Source organism: Brevundimonas sp. KH_058, from assembly GCF_057838505.1.
In genome coordinates, this window is record NZ_CM174469.1 from 2,999,582 (window position 1) to 3,016,060 (window position 16,479).

Consider the following 16,479-nt stretch of genomic DNA (forward strand, 5'->3'; position numbering starts at 1 on the left):
GATGCGGTTCCTCGACGAACATCGCCGACGCCCGGCCGCGCTCGCCGATCATCTCCCGTGGGCGGCCCTGGTCGCGCCGGGGGTCGTCCTCAACAAGGACGGCTCTTTCCTGACCGGATTCCGTTTCCGGGGACCGGACCTGGAGTCCTCGACCGAGGACGAGCTGATGGCGGTGCGGGCCCGGCTCAACAATGCGCTTCGCCGTTTGGGCTCCGGCTGGTGCCTGCATGTGGAGGCGCGCCGGCGCGCGGCGTCGCCCTATCCGGAAAGCGACTTCGATATCGACGTGGCATGGCTGCTGGATGAGGAGCGTCGCAGCCGCTTCGAGACGGCCGATCCGGCGTTCGAGACCGATTTCCGGCTGGCCCTGACCTGGCTGCCGCCGGCCGACGAGACGCGCCGGTTGGAGCGCTGGCTGTTCGACGGTCTGCAGAAAGGCGGGCAGGATTGGCGCCTCGCCCTGGGCGCCTTCGCCCGGGAGGCCGACACCACCCTGGACCTTCTCGCCGACGGCCTCCCGGAGATCGAACGCCTCGATGATGGCGAGCTCCTGACCTGGCTCCATGACTGCGTGTCGCCGCGGCCCTTCGCGGTCCGACCGCCGGAGACGCCCATGTTCCTCGACGGCTGGCTGGCCGACGCCGCGCTGACGGGCGGCGTCGCCCCGCGGCTGGGCGACCGGTGGCTCAAGGTCGTCTCCGTGAGGGGATTGCCGTCGGTCACCCGGCCGGGATTGCTGGACGCCCTTGGGGCGCTGCCGTTCGACTATCGCTGGACCGCCCGTTGGCTGGGGCTCGACAAGCCCGAGGCCGAGCGGGAGATCGTCAAGCTGCGCAAGCGCTGGTTCGCCAAGCGCAAGGGCGTCGGCGTCCTGCTGCGCGAAGCCATCACCAAGGAAGAGGTCCCGCTCCTCGACACCGACGCGGCCTCCAAGACCGAGGAGTGCGACGGAGCCCTGGCCGCGCTCGGCGCCGAGGCCTGCGCCTTCGGCTATCTGACCCTCACCGTCTCCGTCCTCGACGCGTCGGAGGACGGGGCGATGGCCAAGGCGCGGGCGATCGAGGCTGCTTTGAACGCCCAGGGGTTGATGGCCCGGATCGAGGATCTCAACGCGGTCGAGGCCTGGCTCGGCTCGATGCCGGGCGAGCCCTATGCGGACATCCGGCGGCCTCTGGTTTCGACCCTGAACCTGGCGGACCTGCTGCCCGTGTCGGCCGTCTGGGCCGGCCCCTCGGTGGACGCCTGCCTGGGGGGGCCGCCCCTAGCCACCGCCCGGACGACCGGATCGACGCCCTTCCGCCTGGCCCTGCACGTCGGCGACGTCGGCCACGCCATGGTCGTGGGACCGACCGGATCGGGCAAGTCCGCCCTGCTGGCCTTCCTGTCGCTGCAGTGGTTCCGCTACCCCGACGCCCGGGTCGTCTTCTTCGACAAGGGGCGCTCGGCCCGGGCGGCGACCTTGGCGGCCGGCGGACGCTGGCGCGCCATGGAGCCCGGTTCTGGCTTGTCGTTACAGCCGCTGGCGCGGATCGACCGAGACGACGAACGGGCCTGGGCCTCGGAATGGATCGCCGAAACGGTCCGGCTGGCGGGCCTTGAGCCCGTGCCGCGGGTTCGGGAGGAGATCTGGGCCGCTCTGACGGCCCTGGCGGAGGCGCCGACTGGCCAGCGCACGCTGACAGTCTTCTGCGCCCTGGTTCAGGACAAGGCGGTCGCCGCGGCGCTTGAGCCCCTGACGCTCAAGGGGCCGCACGGATCCCTGCTGGACGGGGAGGGGGCGACGCTCGCGACCAGCCGGTTCGACACCTTCGAGCTGGAGAGCCTGATGGCGACGCCGTCGGCGGTGGCGCCGGTGCTGTCGGCCCTCTTCCATGAACTGGAACAGAGCTTCGACGGACGGCCGACGCTGCTGGTGTTGGACGAGGCGTGGTTGTTCCTCGGGGAGACGGCCTTCGCGGCCAAGATCCGCGAATGGCTCAAGACCCTGCGCAAGAAGCGGGTGGCCGTGGTCTTCGCCACCCAGAGCCTCGACGACGTCGCCGCCTCCTCGATCGCCTCCAGCCTGATCGAGAGCTGCCCGACCCAGGTCTTCCTGCCCAATCCCCGGGCCATGGAGCCGTCGTCGGCGGAGCTTTATCGGGGCTTCGGCCTCAACCGACGCCAGCTGGAGCTGATCGCTTTCGCCACGCCCAAGCGCGCCTACTACTGGCGTCAGCCCCGGGGCCGGCGGCTGTTCGACCTGCGCCTGACGGGCGTGGCGCTGGCCCTTTGCGGCGCGGGCTCCCCCGAAGACCAGACCCTCATCGACGACGTCCTCGCCAGATCCGGCGAGGCCGGTTTCGCCCGCGAATTCCTCAAAGCCAAGGGAGTGCAGAATGTGGATTCCGTTTTCGACGCCTTCGCCCGTCCGCTTGCGGCGGCGTAGAGCCTTCATCCCCGCCGTCGTGGCGGCGGTCCTGCTCACGGCTGAGCCGGCCGGGGCCCAGCAGGTCGTGTTCGATCCGCGCAATCATCTGGAGAACGCCCTTCAGGCCGCGCGGCAGCTGGAAAGCCTCGCCAACGAGGCGCGCAGCCTGGCGGCCTCGCCCTACAACCACCTGACCGGCAGCAGCCAGTCCCTGCGCGACATGGCCGAGCTGGCGCGGACCGTTCGCGGCGTGGCCTCGTCCGTTAGCGGACTGGAACGCCAGTTTGAGGGCCTCTATCCCGACGACCTGACCGGGACCGATGCCTTGCGGCTGCTGGAGCAGAGCGAGGCGCGCACGGCCAACGCCCGGCGCACCGCCGAGGACCTGGCCCGGACCGCGGCGGAGCTCGAGCGTCTCGGGGGTGGTCGCGAGGGGCGCCTCGCGGGCGCGCTCGACGCCAGCCAGGCGGCCCAGGGCCAGACGGCGGCCGTACAGTCCACCAACCAGATGCTGGCCGTGCTCGCCGAGGATCTGGCGGCGCTGCGCACCATCATGCTCGCGCAAGCCCGTCTGATGGCCGAGGCGACAGCCCGGGATGCGGCGGACCGCGCCTCGGGCGAGGAATCGCGCCGTCGCCGCTGGGCCAGAACCGGGACGACGCCGAGCGCCCCGGCCTTCGATCCGTTCTCGCGCGCGCGGGACTGACGGCCATGGCCTCGGTCAGCATGGAGACGCCCAACGAGCTGATGGTGGTGTTCTCCAACACCATCTCGGCGGGCTTCGACGCCCTGCAGGGCGCGGTCAACGGCGTCTTCGGCCTGCTCATCGTTCTGGTGGTGGCGCTGACCGGCGTCCAGTGGGCGCTGTCGTCGAACCGGGAGGTTCTGGCGGCCGGCTTCGGCAAGGTGCTGTTGATCGGGGCCTTCGCCTATCTGATCAACGATTGGCAGCAACTCTCTGAAACCATTTACGCCGGTTTCCTTGAGTTGGGTCTGACGGCGGGCGGGGGTTCGCTGAGCCGGGAGGAATTCCTCAATCCCGGCGCCGTGCTCCAGCAGGGTTGGGAGATCGTCAAGGCCTTGGGCGAGACCCCGGCGCCGGTCGACAACCCGCTCGACGTCGTCGGCAACATGGCCGACGCCCTGATCCTCGGCCTGGCTATGATCGGCATCATGCTGGCCTTCGCCCTGCTGGCCCTGCAGATCATCGTCTCCCTGCTGGAATTCAAGATCGTCACCCTGGGCGGGTTCGTCCTGCTGCCCTTCGGCATCTGGTCAAAATCCGCCTTCCTGGCCGAGCGGCCGCTCGGCTACGTCGTCTCCTCGGGTCTCAAGGTCCTGGCCCTGGCGATCGTGGTCTCAGGCGCGCGGACGGTGTTCGACCAGCTTCAGCCCTCGGCCAACCCGGACATCTACGAAGCCCTGACCATCCTGGTCGCCGCCATCCTGCTGGCCATGCTGGCGATGTTCATTCCCAACCTCGCCTCGGCCTTGGTGACGGGCGGGCCAGCGCTGGGCGCGGGCGCCGCCCTGACCGGCGCCCTGGCCGTTGGTGGCGCGGGCGCCTTGGCCGGCGCCGGGATCGCAGGCGCCGGGGCGATGGGGGCCGGCGGGGCGGCCCGAGTGGCGGGACCGGCCCGGGCCGCCGCAGGCGCCGGCGGCGGCCGACCGCCTTCCGCACCGCCGCCATCCGGCGTCGGACCGCGCGGGGGTGGGGGGACGACGCCGCCCACGTCCTCGAACGACAATCCGTCGCCGCGACCGGCCGGGGCGGGCGAGAGGCCATCGACGGCGACGTCCGCGGGCCTGGCGGAGCCGGCGCGGGCGTGGACGCCTCAGCCGGTCGAGGCGAGTGCCGGGACGCCCACAATCGACGCGGCCGGCGCCGCGCCGCCCGCTGGAGGCGGACTCCAAGGCGGCGCGCGTCCGGCTTCGACCGTCGCCAGGGAGGCCGAGGCCGCGCGTCGCGATTTCCATCGGGCTGCGGGCGGGCAGGGCGGTGGATCGGGCCGGCCGCCGGCGCGGGCGGCTGCGCTCCAGGCCTTCTTCGTCGCCAACGCCGGGCGCGGCCTGATGCCGGCCGGCGAGACCAGCGGCGTCCTGTCCCCCAACCTGAAGAGCGAGGAGAACTGACATGCACCCCTTCTTTCGACCGAAGCGGGCGATGGCGGCCGCGCCCGAGTCCACCCCCTATCAGCGCGCCGGCCAGATCTGGGACGACCGGATGGGATTGTCCCTGGCACATGCCCGAAACTGGCGCCGCATCGCCTTGGCGAACCTGGTGTTGGCGGGCTTCCTCGGCGCCGGGTGGTGGGTCCAGGCCGACCGCGCCGTGGTCAAACCCTTCGTGGTCGAGGTCTCCGACTGGGGCGAGACCCAGAGGATCACCGCCATCGGCGGGCGTTACGAGCCCAACGAGGCCCAGATTGGCCACGCCCTCGCGGGCTGGATCCGGGACGTGCGCTCCAAGTCGATCGATCCGATCGTGATCCGGCAGAACTGGCTGCGCGCCTACGACCTGATGACGCCGAAGGCGGCGAGCTTCCTGAACGCCTGGGCCCAGACCCACGACCCCTTCGCCGAGGTTGGGCGCGAGGCGGTCAATGTCGAAATCCTCAATGTCGTCAGACGGACAGAGCGGACTTTTGATCTCCAGTGGCGAGAGACCCGCTTCGTCAACGGTCAGTCGGCCGGGACCGAACGCTGGCGCGCCCTGATCACCACCACGACCCAGCCGCCCCGCACGGAGGCCGAGCTGATGAAGAACCCCCTGGGCCTGAAAATCGAGGACGTATCATGGACCCCCGACGCTTCCTGACCGTGGCCGCAGCCGGCCTGCTGCTCTCCGGCTGCGCGGTGTTCCGGGGCGAGGCCGTCGCTCCGGTCGTTCTGGCCTCAGCGCCGTGGCCTGCCCCGGCGAGCGCCCTTGAGCCGCCGCCGCTGGCGGCTGGGACCGCGGACACAGAAATCGACGTCGCGGAGACTGGCGACAGCGCGCGGCCCTACCTTGCGGAGATTGAAGTGGCACGGCCCACCGCGCCGGCTCCCGCCACGGGACGCGCCGCCATAGCGGCCGCCAATGCGCAGGCCAGCGCCCCGTCGCGATCCGACGCCTTCGTCGGCGGGATGCAGGTCTTCGCCTGGTCGCCCGGGCGGGTGTTCGAGGTCTGGACCGCCCCGCTGCGTGTCACGACCCTGACCCTGGCCGAGGGCGAGACCCTCGTCGCCAAGGCCGCGGGCGACACCGTGCGGTGGCAGATCGGGGAAGCGTCGTCGGGCGAAGGCCCTTCGCGCCGGACCCATGTCCTGCTCAAGCCGCTCGAGCGCGGGCTTGAGACCAACCTCGTCTTGACGACGAACAGGCGTGTCTATCTCATTGATCTAAAGAGCGGAACCCCCGCTGAATTCAATGCGGCTGTCGCTTGGGATGCACTTGGGACTGATAGTCAGGCGGCGCGGCCTGAATTGATCTTGGTAGAGCGCGACGTCCGGGTTCCGGATCCGGTCGTCATGCCCGAGGGACCGCTCGACGCCCGGTATCGGCTCGAGTTCCGCGGACGAGCCCCGCGATGGACGCCGAGCGCCGTCTTCAACGACGGTCGCCGCACCTTCATCGCCTTCCACCCCGACCTCCAGGTCGATGAGGCGCCAGCCCTGTTCATCATCGCCCCCGACGGCGAGGCCCAGCTGACCAACTACCGTCAGGTCGGCGGCCTCTTCATCGTCGATCGCGTCGTCGACCGGGCGGAGCTGCGGCTCGGGGACCGGCGGCCCCAGGTCGTCCGCATCCGTCGTCTTGAAGGAGCCCGTCCATGACCGGGGATCTGAATGCCGGCCCCAGCACCCCGGACCCGACCGATGCCGGCCCCGGGGTCGGTTCGCTGAAGGAGCCGGCGCCGGGCCTGTCGATGCGGGCGCCACGGCCGACCGCCGTGCGCCTGAGGAAGTCCGTCGTCCAGGTTATCGTCATCGGCGGGGTGGTCCTGATCTCCGGATCGCTCGCCTGGGCGTTCGTGGTGCAGCCGGAGCTGCGAGACGGCGCCCGCGCCCGAGCGGCCGAGGCGCGCGAAGACGAGGCCCGGGGCGTGGTCCGCCCGGCCGAGGTCGTCACCGACCAGCCCGCCAGCTACGACCGTCTGCCGGAGCCTCGCGGGCATGAAGGTGAAGAGGCCGTCGAACCCGTGGCTGAACCCGTCGCGTCCCCGCGGTCGACGTCGGCGCCGGCTTACCGCTCGACACAGGCGGCTGCGGCCCGCGGACCGACGCCGCGGGAACTCGCGGCGCGCTCAGGGCTGTTCTTCGCCGAGTCAGCGGGCGCCCCGGCGGCGGCTTCGGCGGCTGCGGATCGTGACCCCGGCGCGGGGGGGCGCGGCCAGGCCGTCGGCGCCGACTATGGCGCGACCTACAATGGCCATGTGCTGACCGCGCCGCTGTCGCCCTATGAGCTGAAGGCCGGGGCGATGATCCCCGCCGCCCTTCTGACGGCGGTGGATACGGCGCGGGCCGGTCCGGTGATCGCGACCGTCACCCAGAACATCTACGACTCCGTCAGCGGCCGGCATCTGGTCATTCCCCAGGGGACCCGGCTGATCGGCCGGCACGAGGGCGAGAGCGCCTATGGCGATCGCCGCGCCTTCCTGACCTGGGACCGTCTGATCCTGCCGAACGGCAAGAGCCTGGTCCTGACCGGCGAGCCCGGCGTCGACGCCCAGGGCGCGGTGGGCGTGCGCGGATCGGTGGACCGACGCCTGTTTCCGCTTCTGGTCGGCACGCTGTTCGCCGGCGCGATCACCACCCTGGGCCAGGTCGCCCGGGACGGCGACGACCGGTCCGGCGGCCTGCTGGGCGACGCCGGCGACGCAGCGGCGATCGAGGGCGCTCGGGTGGGCGGTCGTCTGATCGACCGGGAGCTGGAGGTTCGGCCCTCCATCAGACTGCGGGCCGGCGCCCCCGTGCGCGTGATGATCACCCGCGACCTGATCCTGGAGCCCTATCGCCCATGACCCCGCTCGATACTGGAAACCGCTGGGCCGGCCTGGGCCTAGCCCTCTTCACCCTGGGCTGTCTGGCGCTCGTCGCCCGGCAAGGTCCGGCATGGGCCCTGGTCAATGAAAGCCCCAGCCTGCCCAAGGGGCTCTATGCCAGTCTTCCGGGCGGCGACATCGCGAGGGGCGCCACCGTCGCGATCCCGCAGCCGGAGCAAGCCCGGGCCTATCTGTCGTCGCTCGGCATGCCCTCAGACGTGGCTCTGATCAAGCGGGTCGCCGCGATCGGCGGCGACCGGGTCTGTTCACAGGGCGATTGGGTCTCGACGCCGGCCGGGGTCCGGATCGTCTCCGGACGGGACCGTCGCGGCGCGGCTCTGCCGCGCTGGTCGGGGTGCCGGCGGCTCGCCTCGCACGAACTCTTTCTGCTCGGCGACACGGCCGGGAGCTTTGACAGCCGGTATTTCGGACCGGTGAACCGGGCCGAGGTGATCGGCGTCTATCGGGAGGTGGTGACATGGTGAAAGCGATCCTGTTGGCGTCCGTCCTCATGGCTGTCGGCGCGCCCGCGGCGGCCCAGTCGGTTGATTGGCGGCGAGCCGGCGGAGACCTGTTCGGGCGGCCGGTCATCGAGGCCGAGCCGGTTGTCTTTGACACAGGCGCGGATATCCCCCGCCTGGCCGCGCTCAGCCAGCCGTTCCAGGAGGCCATCGCCCTGGCGGCGGCGGCCCACGGGCTCGACGAGAAGCTTCTCCACGCGGTCGTCCTCACGGAGTCGGCCTACCGGCCGGATGCGCGCTCGCCCGCGGGCGCGGGCGGCCTAACCCAGCTGATGCCCGGCACGGCGCTGGAGCTCGGGGTGGTGAACCGGTTCGATCCCGTCGAGAACCTGCGGGGCGGCGCCGACTATCTGGCCCGGCAGATCCTCAGGTTCGGAGATCTGCGCCTTGCCCTGGCCGCTTATAACGCGGGGCCGGCGCGGGTTGCGCGGCTCGGCCGCGTCCCGGACATCGCCGAGACCCAGGCGTACGTCGTCACGGTCATCGACTGTTACCTGGCGCTGACGGCGGGGCAGGGGCCGCTCAACAGCCGGCAATGCCGGCCTCGGGCAGCGCGATGATCGGGGAGAGCTTGCAGGGCTCGGACGGTCGCATCGACGATGACCTTCTGACCCGGGCCGAGGCCTCGGCCTTTCTGGCCCAGTGCGGCATCCGCCTGAAGCCGGCGACTTTGGCGCGGATGTGGTCGACCGGATCGAACGGACCGCCTTGTCGTCATATCCGATCGAAGCCCTACTATCCTCGAACCCTGCTCCGGGTCTGGGCCGACAGCCAGATGACCGAGGTGCGCACAGGCGCGCCGGCGGCGGCCCAGGGACGTCGTCGTGGATAGGGAAACGGGATCCCCCTCGGCCGCCGACGTCCTCGCGGATCCCACGGCGAGTTTCGCGCTCAAGGCAGTGCTTCGGGCCTGGACGGATCGCGACCGCGTGGACGCGGCCCATGACGCACGGATGCTGTGGAGGGTGCTCGACGGAGAGGCGGAGAGGGCCTTGGGAGGTCGAACGTGACTCCGGACCGCGTCGAGGACACGGTCCAGGTCGGCGGCAAGGATGACCGTCTGCTGTCGTGGGACCAGGTGGAGAATATCGCCAGCATCAGCCGGTCGACCGCCTGGCGGATGGAGCGTGACGGCCTTTTCCCGGGGCGGGTGCGGATTTCGGCCGGGCGGGTCGGCTGGTGGGAAAGCGAGCTCAATGCCTGGAAGCGTTCCCGGAACGATCCGCTCCCGTCGGCGCCGTCCCGAAAGCCGGCGAGGGCGCCGCGTCTGCCGGGGATGGCGCGGTCGATGCCTACGCCAAAGACAGTCGCAGCACCCGGCATCGGCGGGGAGAAGCCCGTATTCCAAAATCACTTGTCGGAGCAGGTTCACCCCGTGAAGCAACGCGGCCGTCGATCGCCCGCGTCAGTCGATCAAATCGATTTCGGCTTCTAGGCCGGCAATTCGCCGGCGGTTGGACGATGTTCCGCCACTCTGGAGCTCGATCCGGCAGACGACGGTTGATGAACAGCCGAGCTAGAGCGGAATCAAGAGGCGCCTTTCCACCCAGCCGATCGCGATGTCATCGCGGCCGTAGTGATAGACCTCGACCTTGACCCACTCGCCCCGCTCCTCGACGGCGCGTAAGCGTTGATCGGGGTAGATCTGAAGGATCCTCGTCTCGTCACGGTCCGGGCCCGTGCGTAGCGCCGTTGAGGATGACACCCGGCGCGCATCCAGGGAGGCCTCTTCCGAGGCTTGGAGTTCGGAAAGCTTCCTCCTGATGGCGTCCTGGCTAGACGCGATGATCTGTACGTTCTCGCTCTGCTTTCGCGATTCCCGCAACATGGCGTCGTCGTGAGAATGATCCAGGAGCGCAGCGCCGGCGAGAACCGCGCCGACAACGCCGGCCGCGACGCCGATCAGACTGACCACGCCGTGACGCCCCAGGACATCGGCCGTCGTGCCGAGTCTGGCGATGAGCGCTGCAGCGCCTCGATCGACAATTGCAGCCGCCTCTTCAGCCGAAAGGTCCTGGGCCGTGTCCAGGGCGTGAAGGTCGGCGATGACTCTGCCCAAGGGCGCGTCGTCATCGAGCGCGTCGTCGTCATAGGTTGTCAGCAGCGCCGACCCCGCGCTCGCGGATGCCCCTGAGAGCACCGCCAGCGATGTCAGCTCCCAACCGGGTCTGAGATAGGCGTCGAGGACCGCCGGCCGCGCCACGCCGCTCCCTGCTCCGATATCTCGCGCCATCGCTTCGTATCGATCGAAGGCATCGAGCGTGCTGGAGGGAAGATGCAGCCCTGCGCGCGCATTGATCGCGCTCAGCCAGCTGGGTTCCAGGGCCGTGCTTGAAATCGCGGCTGCCGCGGCGGCGATCAGGCCGGCATTGACGGTCGCCGAGAGCACCCCCGAGCTTCGCAGGATGTCCCAGTGATCGCGGCCGATGCCGGCTCCGATCGCATTGCGGAGGGCGCCGCTCGCCACGCCGGAAAGCTCAAGATCGCGGAGCGCTCGCGTCGTGCCCAACAGGGTGTCGGCATTCATCGCACTGAGCGACGCCGCAAGGACGCCGGGATAGACATCGCTGATCCGGCTTGCGTGGGTCAGCCGGTTGACCGCCTCAGCCGCCTGGAACGTCGCTCCGAGCCGGCTGCCGCGCGCGGCGTCCAGAATGGCCGACGCCGAGCCGGAAAGCGGGTCCGACAGCCGAGAAAGCGCACTGGCTCGCGCCGCGATCCCGTAGGGCTCGGCGCCGAGGCCGCCGGCGAGTTTCTGGGCCTTCAGGATCGGCTCCAGCCCGGCTGCGATCTCGATCGCCGACCGCACGCTGTCAGGCGGCAGATGCGCCTCTGCGTCCTGGCGGAGTTTGGTCTGCCTGAGGTCGCCGTCGTCCGCCTTCAGCGTCGTCAGGCGCAAGAGCCGAGCGACGGGCGGTTCGTCCACCAGCGGCTGCGTGAGCGACTCAAGCTCAGCCTTGCGTCGGTATTGGACTTTCTTTCCCTTTATCGCTTCGAACTGCGGTCGGAATATCCCCTTGGCCTTGACCAAAAGGCTCGCAGCGAGCGTATCGAGTTCGGCGTCGTTGAGAGCGTTAACCTGGCCGGCCGTCGGCGGCTCGCCGAGTTCCGGGTTTTCCGCCTGGGCATGGCCCGTCACGACCCGTCCCTGTTCCCGCAGAAGACCTCGCACCAGCGCTTCGCCGGTCGTCCAGCGGCCTTCCTTGATCCCTCTCGCCAGCCACGGTTCGAACGGTTCTCCCATGACGTCCATGGACACCTCGCCGATGCGGGGTACGTCGATGATGATCGGTTTTATGAGGTGGCTCAGGTCCATGAGGTTTTATGGGCCCGGTCGTCGCTCGCCGCCAGAGAGCGGCGGCGTCGCCCGGGCTTTGTGGATGCATGCTACGCTGTAGCGATGAGCGAACACGTCATTCTCTGGGAGTACAAACCTTTCGCCGACGGGTGGGAGGACGAGGCGCCGGACGCGGTCGTCTGGGTCGATGTCGCCGCCTTTGATCGGGCGTGGCGTCTGACGGAGCAATATGTCCTTCCCGGCGGGGCGAACGGACAGGATGATCGTTACGCCCGCGTGGGCCAGTGGTTTGCGGGCAATCGCCACTGCCGGATGATGGACGCTACGCTCGACGAGGGGCAGGTCTGTTTCATTGACGGACGGCACCGGTTTTCATGGCTCCGGGACCAGGGCGTGGAGTCCGTGCCGTTTCAGGTCGCTCCGGACCTGCGAGACGCCTTCAACGGCCGGTTCCAGGCGAAAAGCCTCGCCACTGTCCTGCGCGTGAGCGCAAATCTCCAATCCGAAACGTGACTCTCCGAGGGCGCGACCTTCTTCCGTCGCAGCCGGCGGCTTGCCGTCATCGGGAGGGCTGAGACTTGGCGCCGAGAACGCCCCGATCCGGCGCCGACCCGATCCGTCACACGGCCGTTGTGGGCGACGTCGCCGCGATGTGGTCAAAACTGGCATGGGACGTGGACGTCTTCCGCGACATTCAGGTCGGCTACCCCCACGAGCAGCAGCCCCTGGCCTATGCGGCCATCAATGTTTGCATCGCTGCGACCTCCCTTCGAAACTGGGCGGAGACGGCTGTCCGAAGCGACGCCCGCGCGTCCGGCCGGGCCTTCGACAGGCCAGGCTTCGACAGCGACCTGACAAGGGCCGTGCCCGCGCAGGCGATGTGCGAAGCAATCGCCAACACGGCGAAACACGCCCGGTTCGCGGACGGCGAGTGGCCGGGAGGACGTGTCAGCCTGGGGTGGGAGGAGGGCGATGAGGACAGTCCGCCGGGATGGATTTTGCGGTACGGCGCCGAAGGGGCCGTCATCCCGAGCCTTAGCGTCAACCGGTTCGGATCGCTTCCGGAGACGTGGTGGGCTCACTTGTGCGATCTTGGACTGGTCGAAGGCGACTTCCACCCCCCGGAATGGCAGCAGAACAAGCTACGCCGGATATTCGGGCATTCGCCGTCGATCGACTGAAACGGGTTTCTGTCGCCGATTAGAGGTCCTCCTCCTCCAAGGGCGCCATGCCCATGCCAGGCGCGTCGAACGGGCCATCGAGCCATTGGACGATGTACTCCGCGACGGCGCTCAGCCACTGCGGTCGCCGATCTGGGCGACGGCTGTAGTTTTCAAGCGCGTGAGCGAGCAGGAAGTCATAGGACCGCGGGTGGATCGCGAACCGGTTGGAGAGCGGCAAGTTCATCTCCAGGGCCGCGGCGGCGAATAGCGACCGCTGCACATGACCGTTTCCATCCAGGAAGGGGTGAATGAAGCCGAATTGGCTGAACAGATGGGAGAGCGTCACCAGCTGATCCCAAGGCTGGCGGAGGGTGTCTATCCGCTCGCGAACCGTCTCGATGAGCCCCTCCATGGCCGGGCGGACGGTTTCCGGCTCCATGAAGTTGAACGTCTGGCCTTCAAACATGACGCTGGGGCCGCCCATGATCCGAAGGGCGAGCGAGGTGCCCGGGGCGCCGCGATAGGTGCCGGCGTATTCCGGATGGGTCGGCGGGGCGAACGACGCATAGAGTTGGCGATGTAGAAGGCGCGGATCATCGAGGCAGGCGCGCCGGTAGACGGAGTCGGTTTGGAGCTGCTGCAGAAGCGCGGCGCTCTCGACAGCCATCCGCGCATCGAACTCAGGAAGGCGCTGCGGATGCCATTCGGGGTGTTTGATTGTCATGGCGTATCCTTGAAATGCGGTGTCACGCCTCTTGCTGGGGCGCCTTGTCGGTGCCCTTTGACGCCGGCTGGCGCGCTCGGCTGGCACCTGCAATCCGCTGGGTAAGCAGGAGCCGCTGTAAGTGGATTTATCCTTCGCCGCGGTCCATCTCGATTTCTCCGAAATCAACATCGGCCGAACCGTTGACGAGCTCGACATCCTCGATCTGAAGCGTGTCAGGCTCGTCGATGTCGCCGATCAGGGTGATCAGGGCGTCAAACGAAAACTCCGCCTCGTGCTCCTCGTGCTGATTGCCGAGTGAGATGTATTCGCGGTCGATGGAGTCCCAGTGCAGCAAGTGGAAACTGGCCTGTACTGTGGCCCGGATGAGAACCGGGGCGGTCACGACGATCAACCCGTCCTCGATCCTGACGATCGTAACGTCGAAATCATCCTCGGGCTCGCCGGCCAGGGCGTAGCCGTTGAACGCCAGGCCCGTGAGCTCGAAGTCGAGCTGGTGATAGGAATCCGCCGAAATATCCGGATCCAGTTCCTCGGTGCGTGTCTCGAGGCGCGCGGTGAGTTCGGCGGCGAGGTCCTGAAGCTCGCCGGCCCGGATCCGCCCTAGGACGGCGCCGATGGCCTTGGTGGCTTTCTCGGCGGCGGCCTGTTCCTGGAACACGGCCAGCGCGGCGCCCAGGCTCTCCACGACGTCGAGGTGAATGGTTTGCTCGGCGAATTCGCGCCAGCCTTTGTCCTTGGACACCGCCAACACCTTGCCGTTTCGCCGCGCCCAGGCGTCGAGGGAGAGCAAGGCGATGGCGTCGGGAAATTCCGCCTTCTTCGCGCCGCTGGCCTCGAACGGGGCGGTTGGATCGAAATACATCCGGACCAGATCGGCCATCGGCGCAAGGTCTACCGGGACCAGGGTGGCGCCTGTGGTCTGCAGGAAGTCGTCGAGATGGGCGCGGGCGGCGGCCCTGGGCTCGACGAGGGCGGCTGTTAGCGCGTCGGCCGCCTGTCTGAAGTCGTCGCCAAGCAGTCGACGGTCGAAGGCGTCCTGGGCCACGGAGACGAACTTGTCCCGGGTGGAGCTGGTCATCTCCCGCAGCCGCTTGAGGATTTCCGCCTCGACGATCGCGGACAGGATGAACCGGCCGTCTGACCCGTGGAACTGCTGCAACTGGCGCAACAGGCCGTGTTCGAAGTCGAAGCCGCCGCCGTAGGCGACATTGGTGTCGATGGTAAGCGCGCGGTAGGGCATCGGTCAGGTCTATCACGGATAGGGAATGCAAGGTCCCGTCAGCCCGTATGGGAGGGGTGATATCAGCCCTTGGGCGGGGGCCAGGCGAGGATGCGAGCCTCCAGCTCGGCGGTCATGGTTTCGATGCTTCCGGCGCCATGGGGCAGGGGGCGCGGTCCTTCCGCCTGGACCTTCCGGGCGCAGGCCATCAGACGGCCGGCGTTGCGTCTGGCGCCGGCTGCGGGCCACCACTGTTCCAGCGCCTGACCCAGACTGGGCCAATCCTCGTCGGGTTCGGGACCAAGCAGCACCAGGGGCGCGATGGCTGCGAGGGCGTCGTCGCGGGTCGCCAGGATGGTTCTGGTCTGTCGCGTCTCGCTGTCCTGGACGGCGTCGGTGAAGTAGCTGAGATAGGTGATGTCCCAGGCCGCATTACGAACACCGGCGACGGCCTTCGCCCTGTCGTTCCCGCGGAGCCCCTTCATCATCTTCGGCGGTCGCCGCCCCGAGAAATAGACGGCGGCGAAAACGGCGGCCGGACCACAGAGCTGGAAATCATCGTACATCCAGTCGATCAGGCGCTCGAACCGGGCTTCGGGCTTGAGGGGCTCGAGTTCGAGGGTGGCGATCCTGAGGGCGGCGACATAGTTCCGGCGCCAGCGACGCAGCGGCCTGGCGAGATCTGCCGTTTCTCGCGGCGCCGGTCCTGCGACTGTCAGCGATGACGTGCGACCGAACGAGAAGTCGATCCAGGCCTGCGCGTCTCCGCCCCGATCGGCGGCGCGGAACCAGGCGAGTTCATCGAGCGCGGCGGCCTCGTCCTGTTTATGCGCCAGCTCGTGGAAGGAGATCGACGGATCGATGTCGAGGTCCATCGCCTTGCAGAAGGCCATCAGGCGGACGGCCCACAGCTGAGCCTCGTCCGGCGGCGTGTCGGCGTCCAGACGACAGGCCTGGGCCATGCGTGAGATGAAGTTCCGGTCGGCCATGACCACGAGGTTCCAGCCCTCGAGGTCCTGGGCGTACCGAAGCGCTGCGATGTCGAGGTAGCCGACGGACGGCGGAATGAAGCCGGGGACCAGGTGGCCCGACGTTTGAAGCGTCTGGCCGAGAGCCGCCACGTCCTTGAACGGGAAGCGGGGGTCGAACGAGAAGGAGACGCTTCCGGACATGGACCTTCACATCGCTTCGAGGTGAGTGTCGATCCGCGCCAGGATCGCCTCGAGGCTCGGCTGGTCCCGATAGTAGAGCGCCCGGGTCAGGTCGAAGGCCTCGGCGTAGCGTCGGCGGGTCTCCGGGTCCGCAAGCGTGAAGGCCGGATTGTTGCGCAGGACCGGCTCGTCCCCGGCCGGGAAGCGTGCGCGCTTGTGCTTGAGGTAGGCATCGGTGCCGATGAAGCCGAGGACCTGCTCATCGGCGAGGAGGCAGTAGACATCGTAGTAGTGGCGCATGAAGTTGGTCGGCATCTCATCCGATGCCTGCTGTCGGCGATATTTGGTCGAGATGGTCTGGAGCTTCTCGACGAGCGTATAGCCCGGGTCGTAGCAGCGGACTTCGACGGCGCGGTTATCGATCAGGTCTTCGACGCCGGCGGCGCTCGCTCGATCCCAGGCCCACGACGAGATGAGGCGCGGCGCGTTCGGAGAGACCTGATCGAAGCCGGCTTCGAGAAGCACGCCCGCCTTCACGCCCTGCGGCAGGGGCGTCAGCTCCGGATAGATCAGACGAATGCCGGCGCTGAAGAACCTGTCATTGTCGAAGGCATGGTCCCTCAGGACCTCGACGATGCCGGGGATGGTCAGCTGAGGCACGAGGCCATCGAAGAAGGCGCGCCTCTGTTCAATATGGGCGGGCTTGGTGTGATTGCGCCCCGTCGGCACCGGCTGGGTTGGGTGGATGAGGATATCGATGTCCTCGGAGAACCGGTCGATCAGGCCGTAGCCCTTGGACAGGGAGGTGCCGCCCTTGAGCTCGAAGGCCATGCCGAGCTGCTGCAGGCCCCAGAGGACATGCATGATCCAGTAGTCCTTCTCGACCAGGGCGGGATCGACAGCCATTTCGCCCGCGACCACCTCGATGAGGGAGGTAAAGTCCTCGGTGTCGTGAAGAAGGGGCATCTC

General features: G+C 68.6%; 17 protein-coding genes. 12 read left to right on the forward strand and 5 right to left on the reverse strand.

Annotation, left to right across the window (positions count from 1 at the left end):
• The first annotated feature begins 1 nt into the window (after nt 1).
• The 10 genes from trbE to AC3ISA_RS14920 all read left to right on the forward strand — a co-directional run bounded on the left by trbE (nt 2) and on the right by AC3ISA_RS14920 (nt 9,387).
• Entirely contained in the window at nt 2-2,425 is a 2,424-nt protein-coding gene (trbE, locus tag AC3ISA_RS14875) for a conjugal transfer protein TrbE (RefSeq protein ID WP_489178483.1), read from the forward strand.
• Nucleotides 2,412-3,113 (forward strand): TrbJ/VirB5 family protein, encoded by a 702-nt coding sequence (locus tag AC3ISA_RS14880; protein ID WP_489178484.1) that lies wholly within the window; start codon nt 2,412-2,414, stop codon nt 3,111-3,113. Before trbE ends, AC3ISA_RS14880 begins: the two co-directional genes overlap by 14 nt.
• Nucleotides 3,114-3,118: 5 nt before the next feature.
• Nucleotides 3,119-4,540: a P-type conjugative transfer protein TrbL gene (trbL, locus tag AC3ISA_RS14885; RefSeq protein ID WP_489178485.1), complete on the forward strand. Its 1,422-nt coding sequence runs from the start codon at nt 3,119-3,121 to the stop codon at nt 4,538-4,540.
• 1 nt (nt 4,541) lies between these two features.
• Entirely contained in the window at nt 4,542-5,225 is a 684-nt protein-coding gene (gene trbF / locus AC3ISA_RS14890; protein WP_489178486.1) for a conjugal transfer protein TrbF, read from the forward strand.
• Nucleotides 5,204-6,223, forward strand: coding sequence for a TrbG/VirB9 family P-type conjugative transfer protein (locus AC3ISA_RS14895; RefSeq protein WP_489178487.1), 1,020 nt, complete (start codon nt 5,204-5,206; stop codon nt 6,221-6,223). The genes trbF and AC3ISA_RS14895 overlap by 22 nt, the downstream gene beginning before the upstream one ends.
• Entirely contained in the window at nt 6,220-7,410 is a 1,191-nt protein-coding gene (locus AC3ISA_RS14900; protein ID WP_489178488.1) for a TraB/TrbI/VirB10 family type IV secretion system protein, read from the forward strand. The genes AC3ISA_RS14895 and AC3ISA_RS14900 overlap by 4 nt, the downstream gene beginning before the upstream one ends.
• Nucleotides 7,407-7,916 (forward strand): S26 family signal peptidase, encoded by a 510-nt coding sequence (locus AC3ISA_RS14905; RefSeq protein ID WP_489178489.1) that lies wholly within the window; start codon nt 7,407-7,409, stop codon nt 7,914-7,916. Before AC3ISA_RS14900 ends, AC3ISA_RS14905 begins: the two co-directional genes overlap by 4 nt.
• The gene (locus AC3ISA_RS14910; RefSeq protein ID WP_489178490.1) at nt 7,910-8,512 is read left to right on the forward strand and encodes a lytic transglycosylase domain-containing protein; all 603 of its coding nucleotides are present in this window, start codon (nt 7,910-7,912) and stop codon (nt 8,510-8,512) included. The genes AC3ISA_RS14905 and AC3ISA_RS14910 overlap by 7 nt, the downstream gene beginning before the upstream one ends.
• A complete protein-coding gene (locus tag AC3ISA_RS14915; protein ID WP_489178491.1) occupies nt 8,509-8,784 on the forward strand; it encodes a hypothetical protein in 276 nt (91 codons plus the stop codon). Before AC3ISA_RS14910 ends, AC3ISA_RS14915 begins: the two co-directional genes overlap by 4 nt.
• 174 nt (nt 8,785-8,958) lie before the next feature.
• Nucleotides 8,959-9,387, forward strand: coding sequence for a helix-turn-helix transcriptional regulator (locus AC3ISA_RS14920; protein WP_489178492.1), 429 nt, complete (start codon nt 8,959-8,961; stop codon nt 9,385-9,387).
• A gap of 81 nt (nt 9,388-9,468) precedes the next feature.
• Here the strand turns inward: AC3ISA_RS14920 and AC3ISA_RS14925 are convergent, their stop codons facing one another.
• Complete coding sequence (locus tag AC3ISA_RS14925; RefSeq protein ID WP_489178493.1) at nt 9,469-11,268, reverse strand: SH3 domain-containing protein; 1,800 nt, start codon at nt 11,266-11,268, stop codon at nt 9,469-9,471.
• Between AC3ISA_RS14925 and AC3ISA_RS14930 the strand changes: the two genes are divergently transcribed.
• Nucleotides 11,254-11,763 carry a ParB N-terminal domain-containing protein gene (locus tag AC3ISA_RS14930; protein ID WP_489178494.1) on the forward strand — a complete coding sequence of 170 codons (510 nt, stop codon included), beginning with the start codon at nt 11,254-11,256 and terminating at the stop codon, nt 11,761-11,763. The two genes, AC3ISA_RS14925 and AC3ISA_RS14930, sit on opposite strands and share 15 nt — an antisense overlap.
• A 119-nt stretch (nt 11,764-11,882) precedes the next feature.
• Nucleotides 11,883-12,431, forward strand: coding sequence for a hypothetical protein (locus AC3ISA_RS14935; RefSeq protein ID WP_489178495.1), 549 nt, complete (start codon nt 11,883-11,885; stop codon nt 12,429-12,431).
• A gap of 19 nt (nt 12,432-12,450) precedes the next feature.
• Here the strand turns inward: AC3ISA_RS14935 and AC3ISA_RS14940 are convergent, their stop codons facing one another.
• The 4 genes from AC3ISA_RS14940 to AC3ISA_RS14955 all read right to left on the reverse strand — a co-directional run bounded on the left by AC3ISA_RS14940 (nt 12,451) and on the right by AC3ISA_RS14955 (nt 16,476).
• Nucleotides 12,451-13,137: a Fic family protein gene (locus tag AC3ISA_RS14940; RefSeq protein WP_489178496.1), complete on the reverse strand. Its 687-nt coding sequence runs from the start codon at nt 13,135-13,137 to the stop codon at nt 12,451-12,453.
• Between the two features lie 127 nt (nt 13,138-13,264).
• A complete protein-coding gene (locus AC3ISA_RS14945; RefSeq protein ID WP_489178497.1) occupies nt 13,265-14,380 on the reverse strand; it encodes a PIN domain-containing protein in 1,116 nt (371 codons plus the stop codon).
• Between the two features lie 62 nt (nt 14,381-14,442).
• Nucleotides 14,443-15,531 (reverse strand): hypothetical protein, encoded by a 1,089-nt coding sequence (locus AC3ISA_RS14950; protein WP_489178498.1) that lies wholly within the window; start codon nt 15,529-15,531, stop codon nt 14,443-14,445.
• 6 nt (nt 15,532-15,537) lie between these two features.
• Complete coding sequence (locus AC3ISA_RS14955) at nt 15,538-16,476, reverse strand: nucleotidyl transferase AbiEii/AbiGii toxin family protein (protein ID WP_489178499.1); 939 nt, start codon at nt 16,474-16,476, stop codon at nt 15,538-15,540.
• Nucleotides 16,477-16,479: the final 3 nt, after the last annotated feature.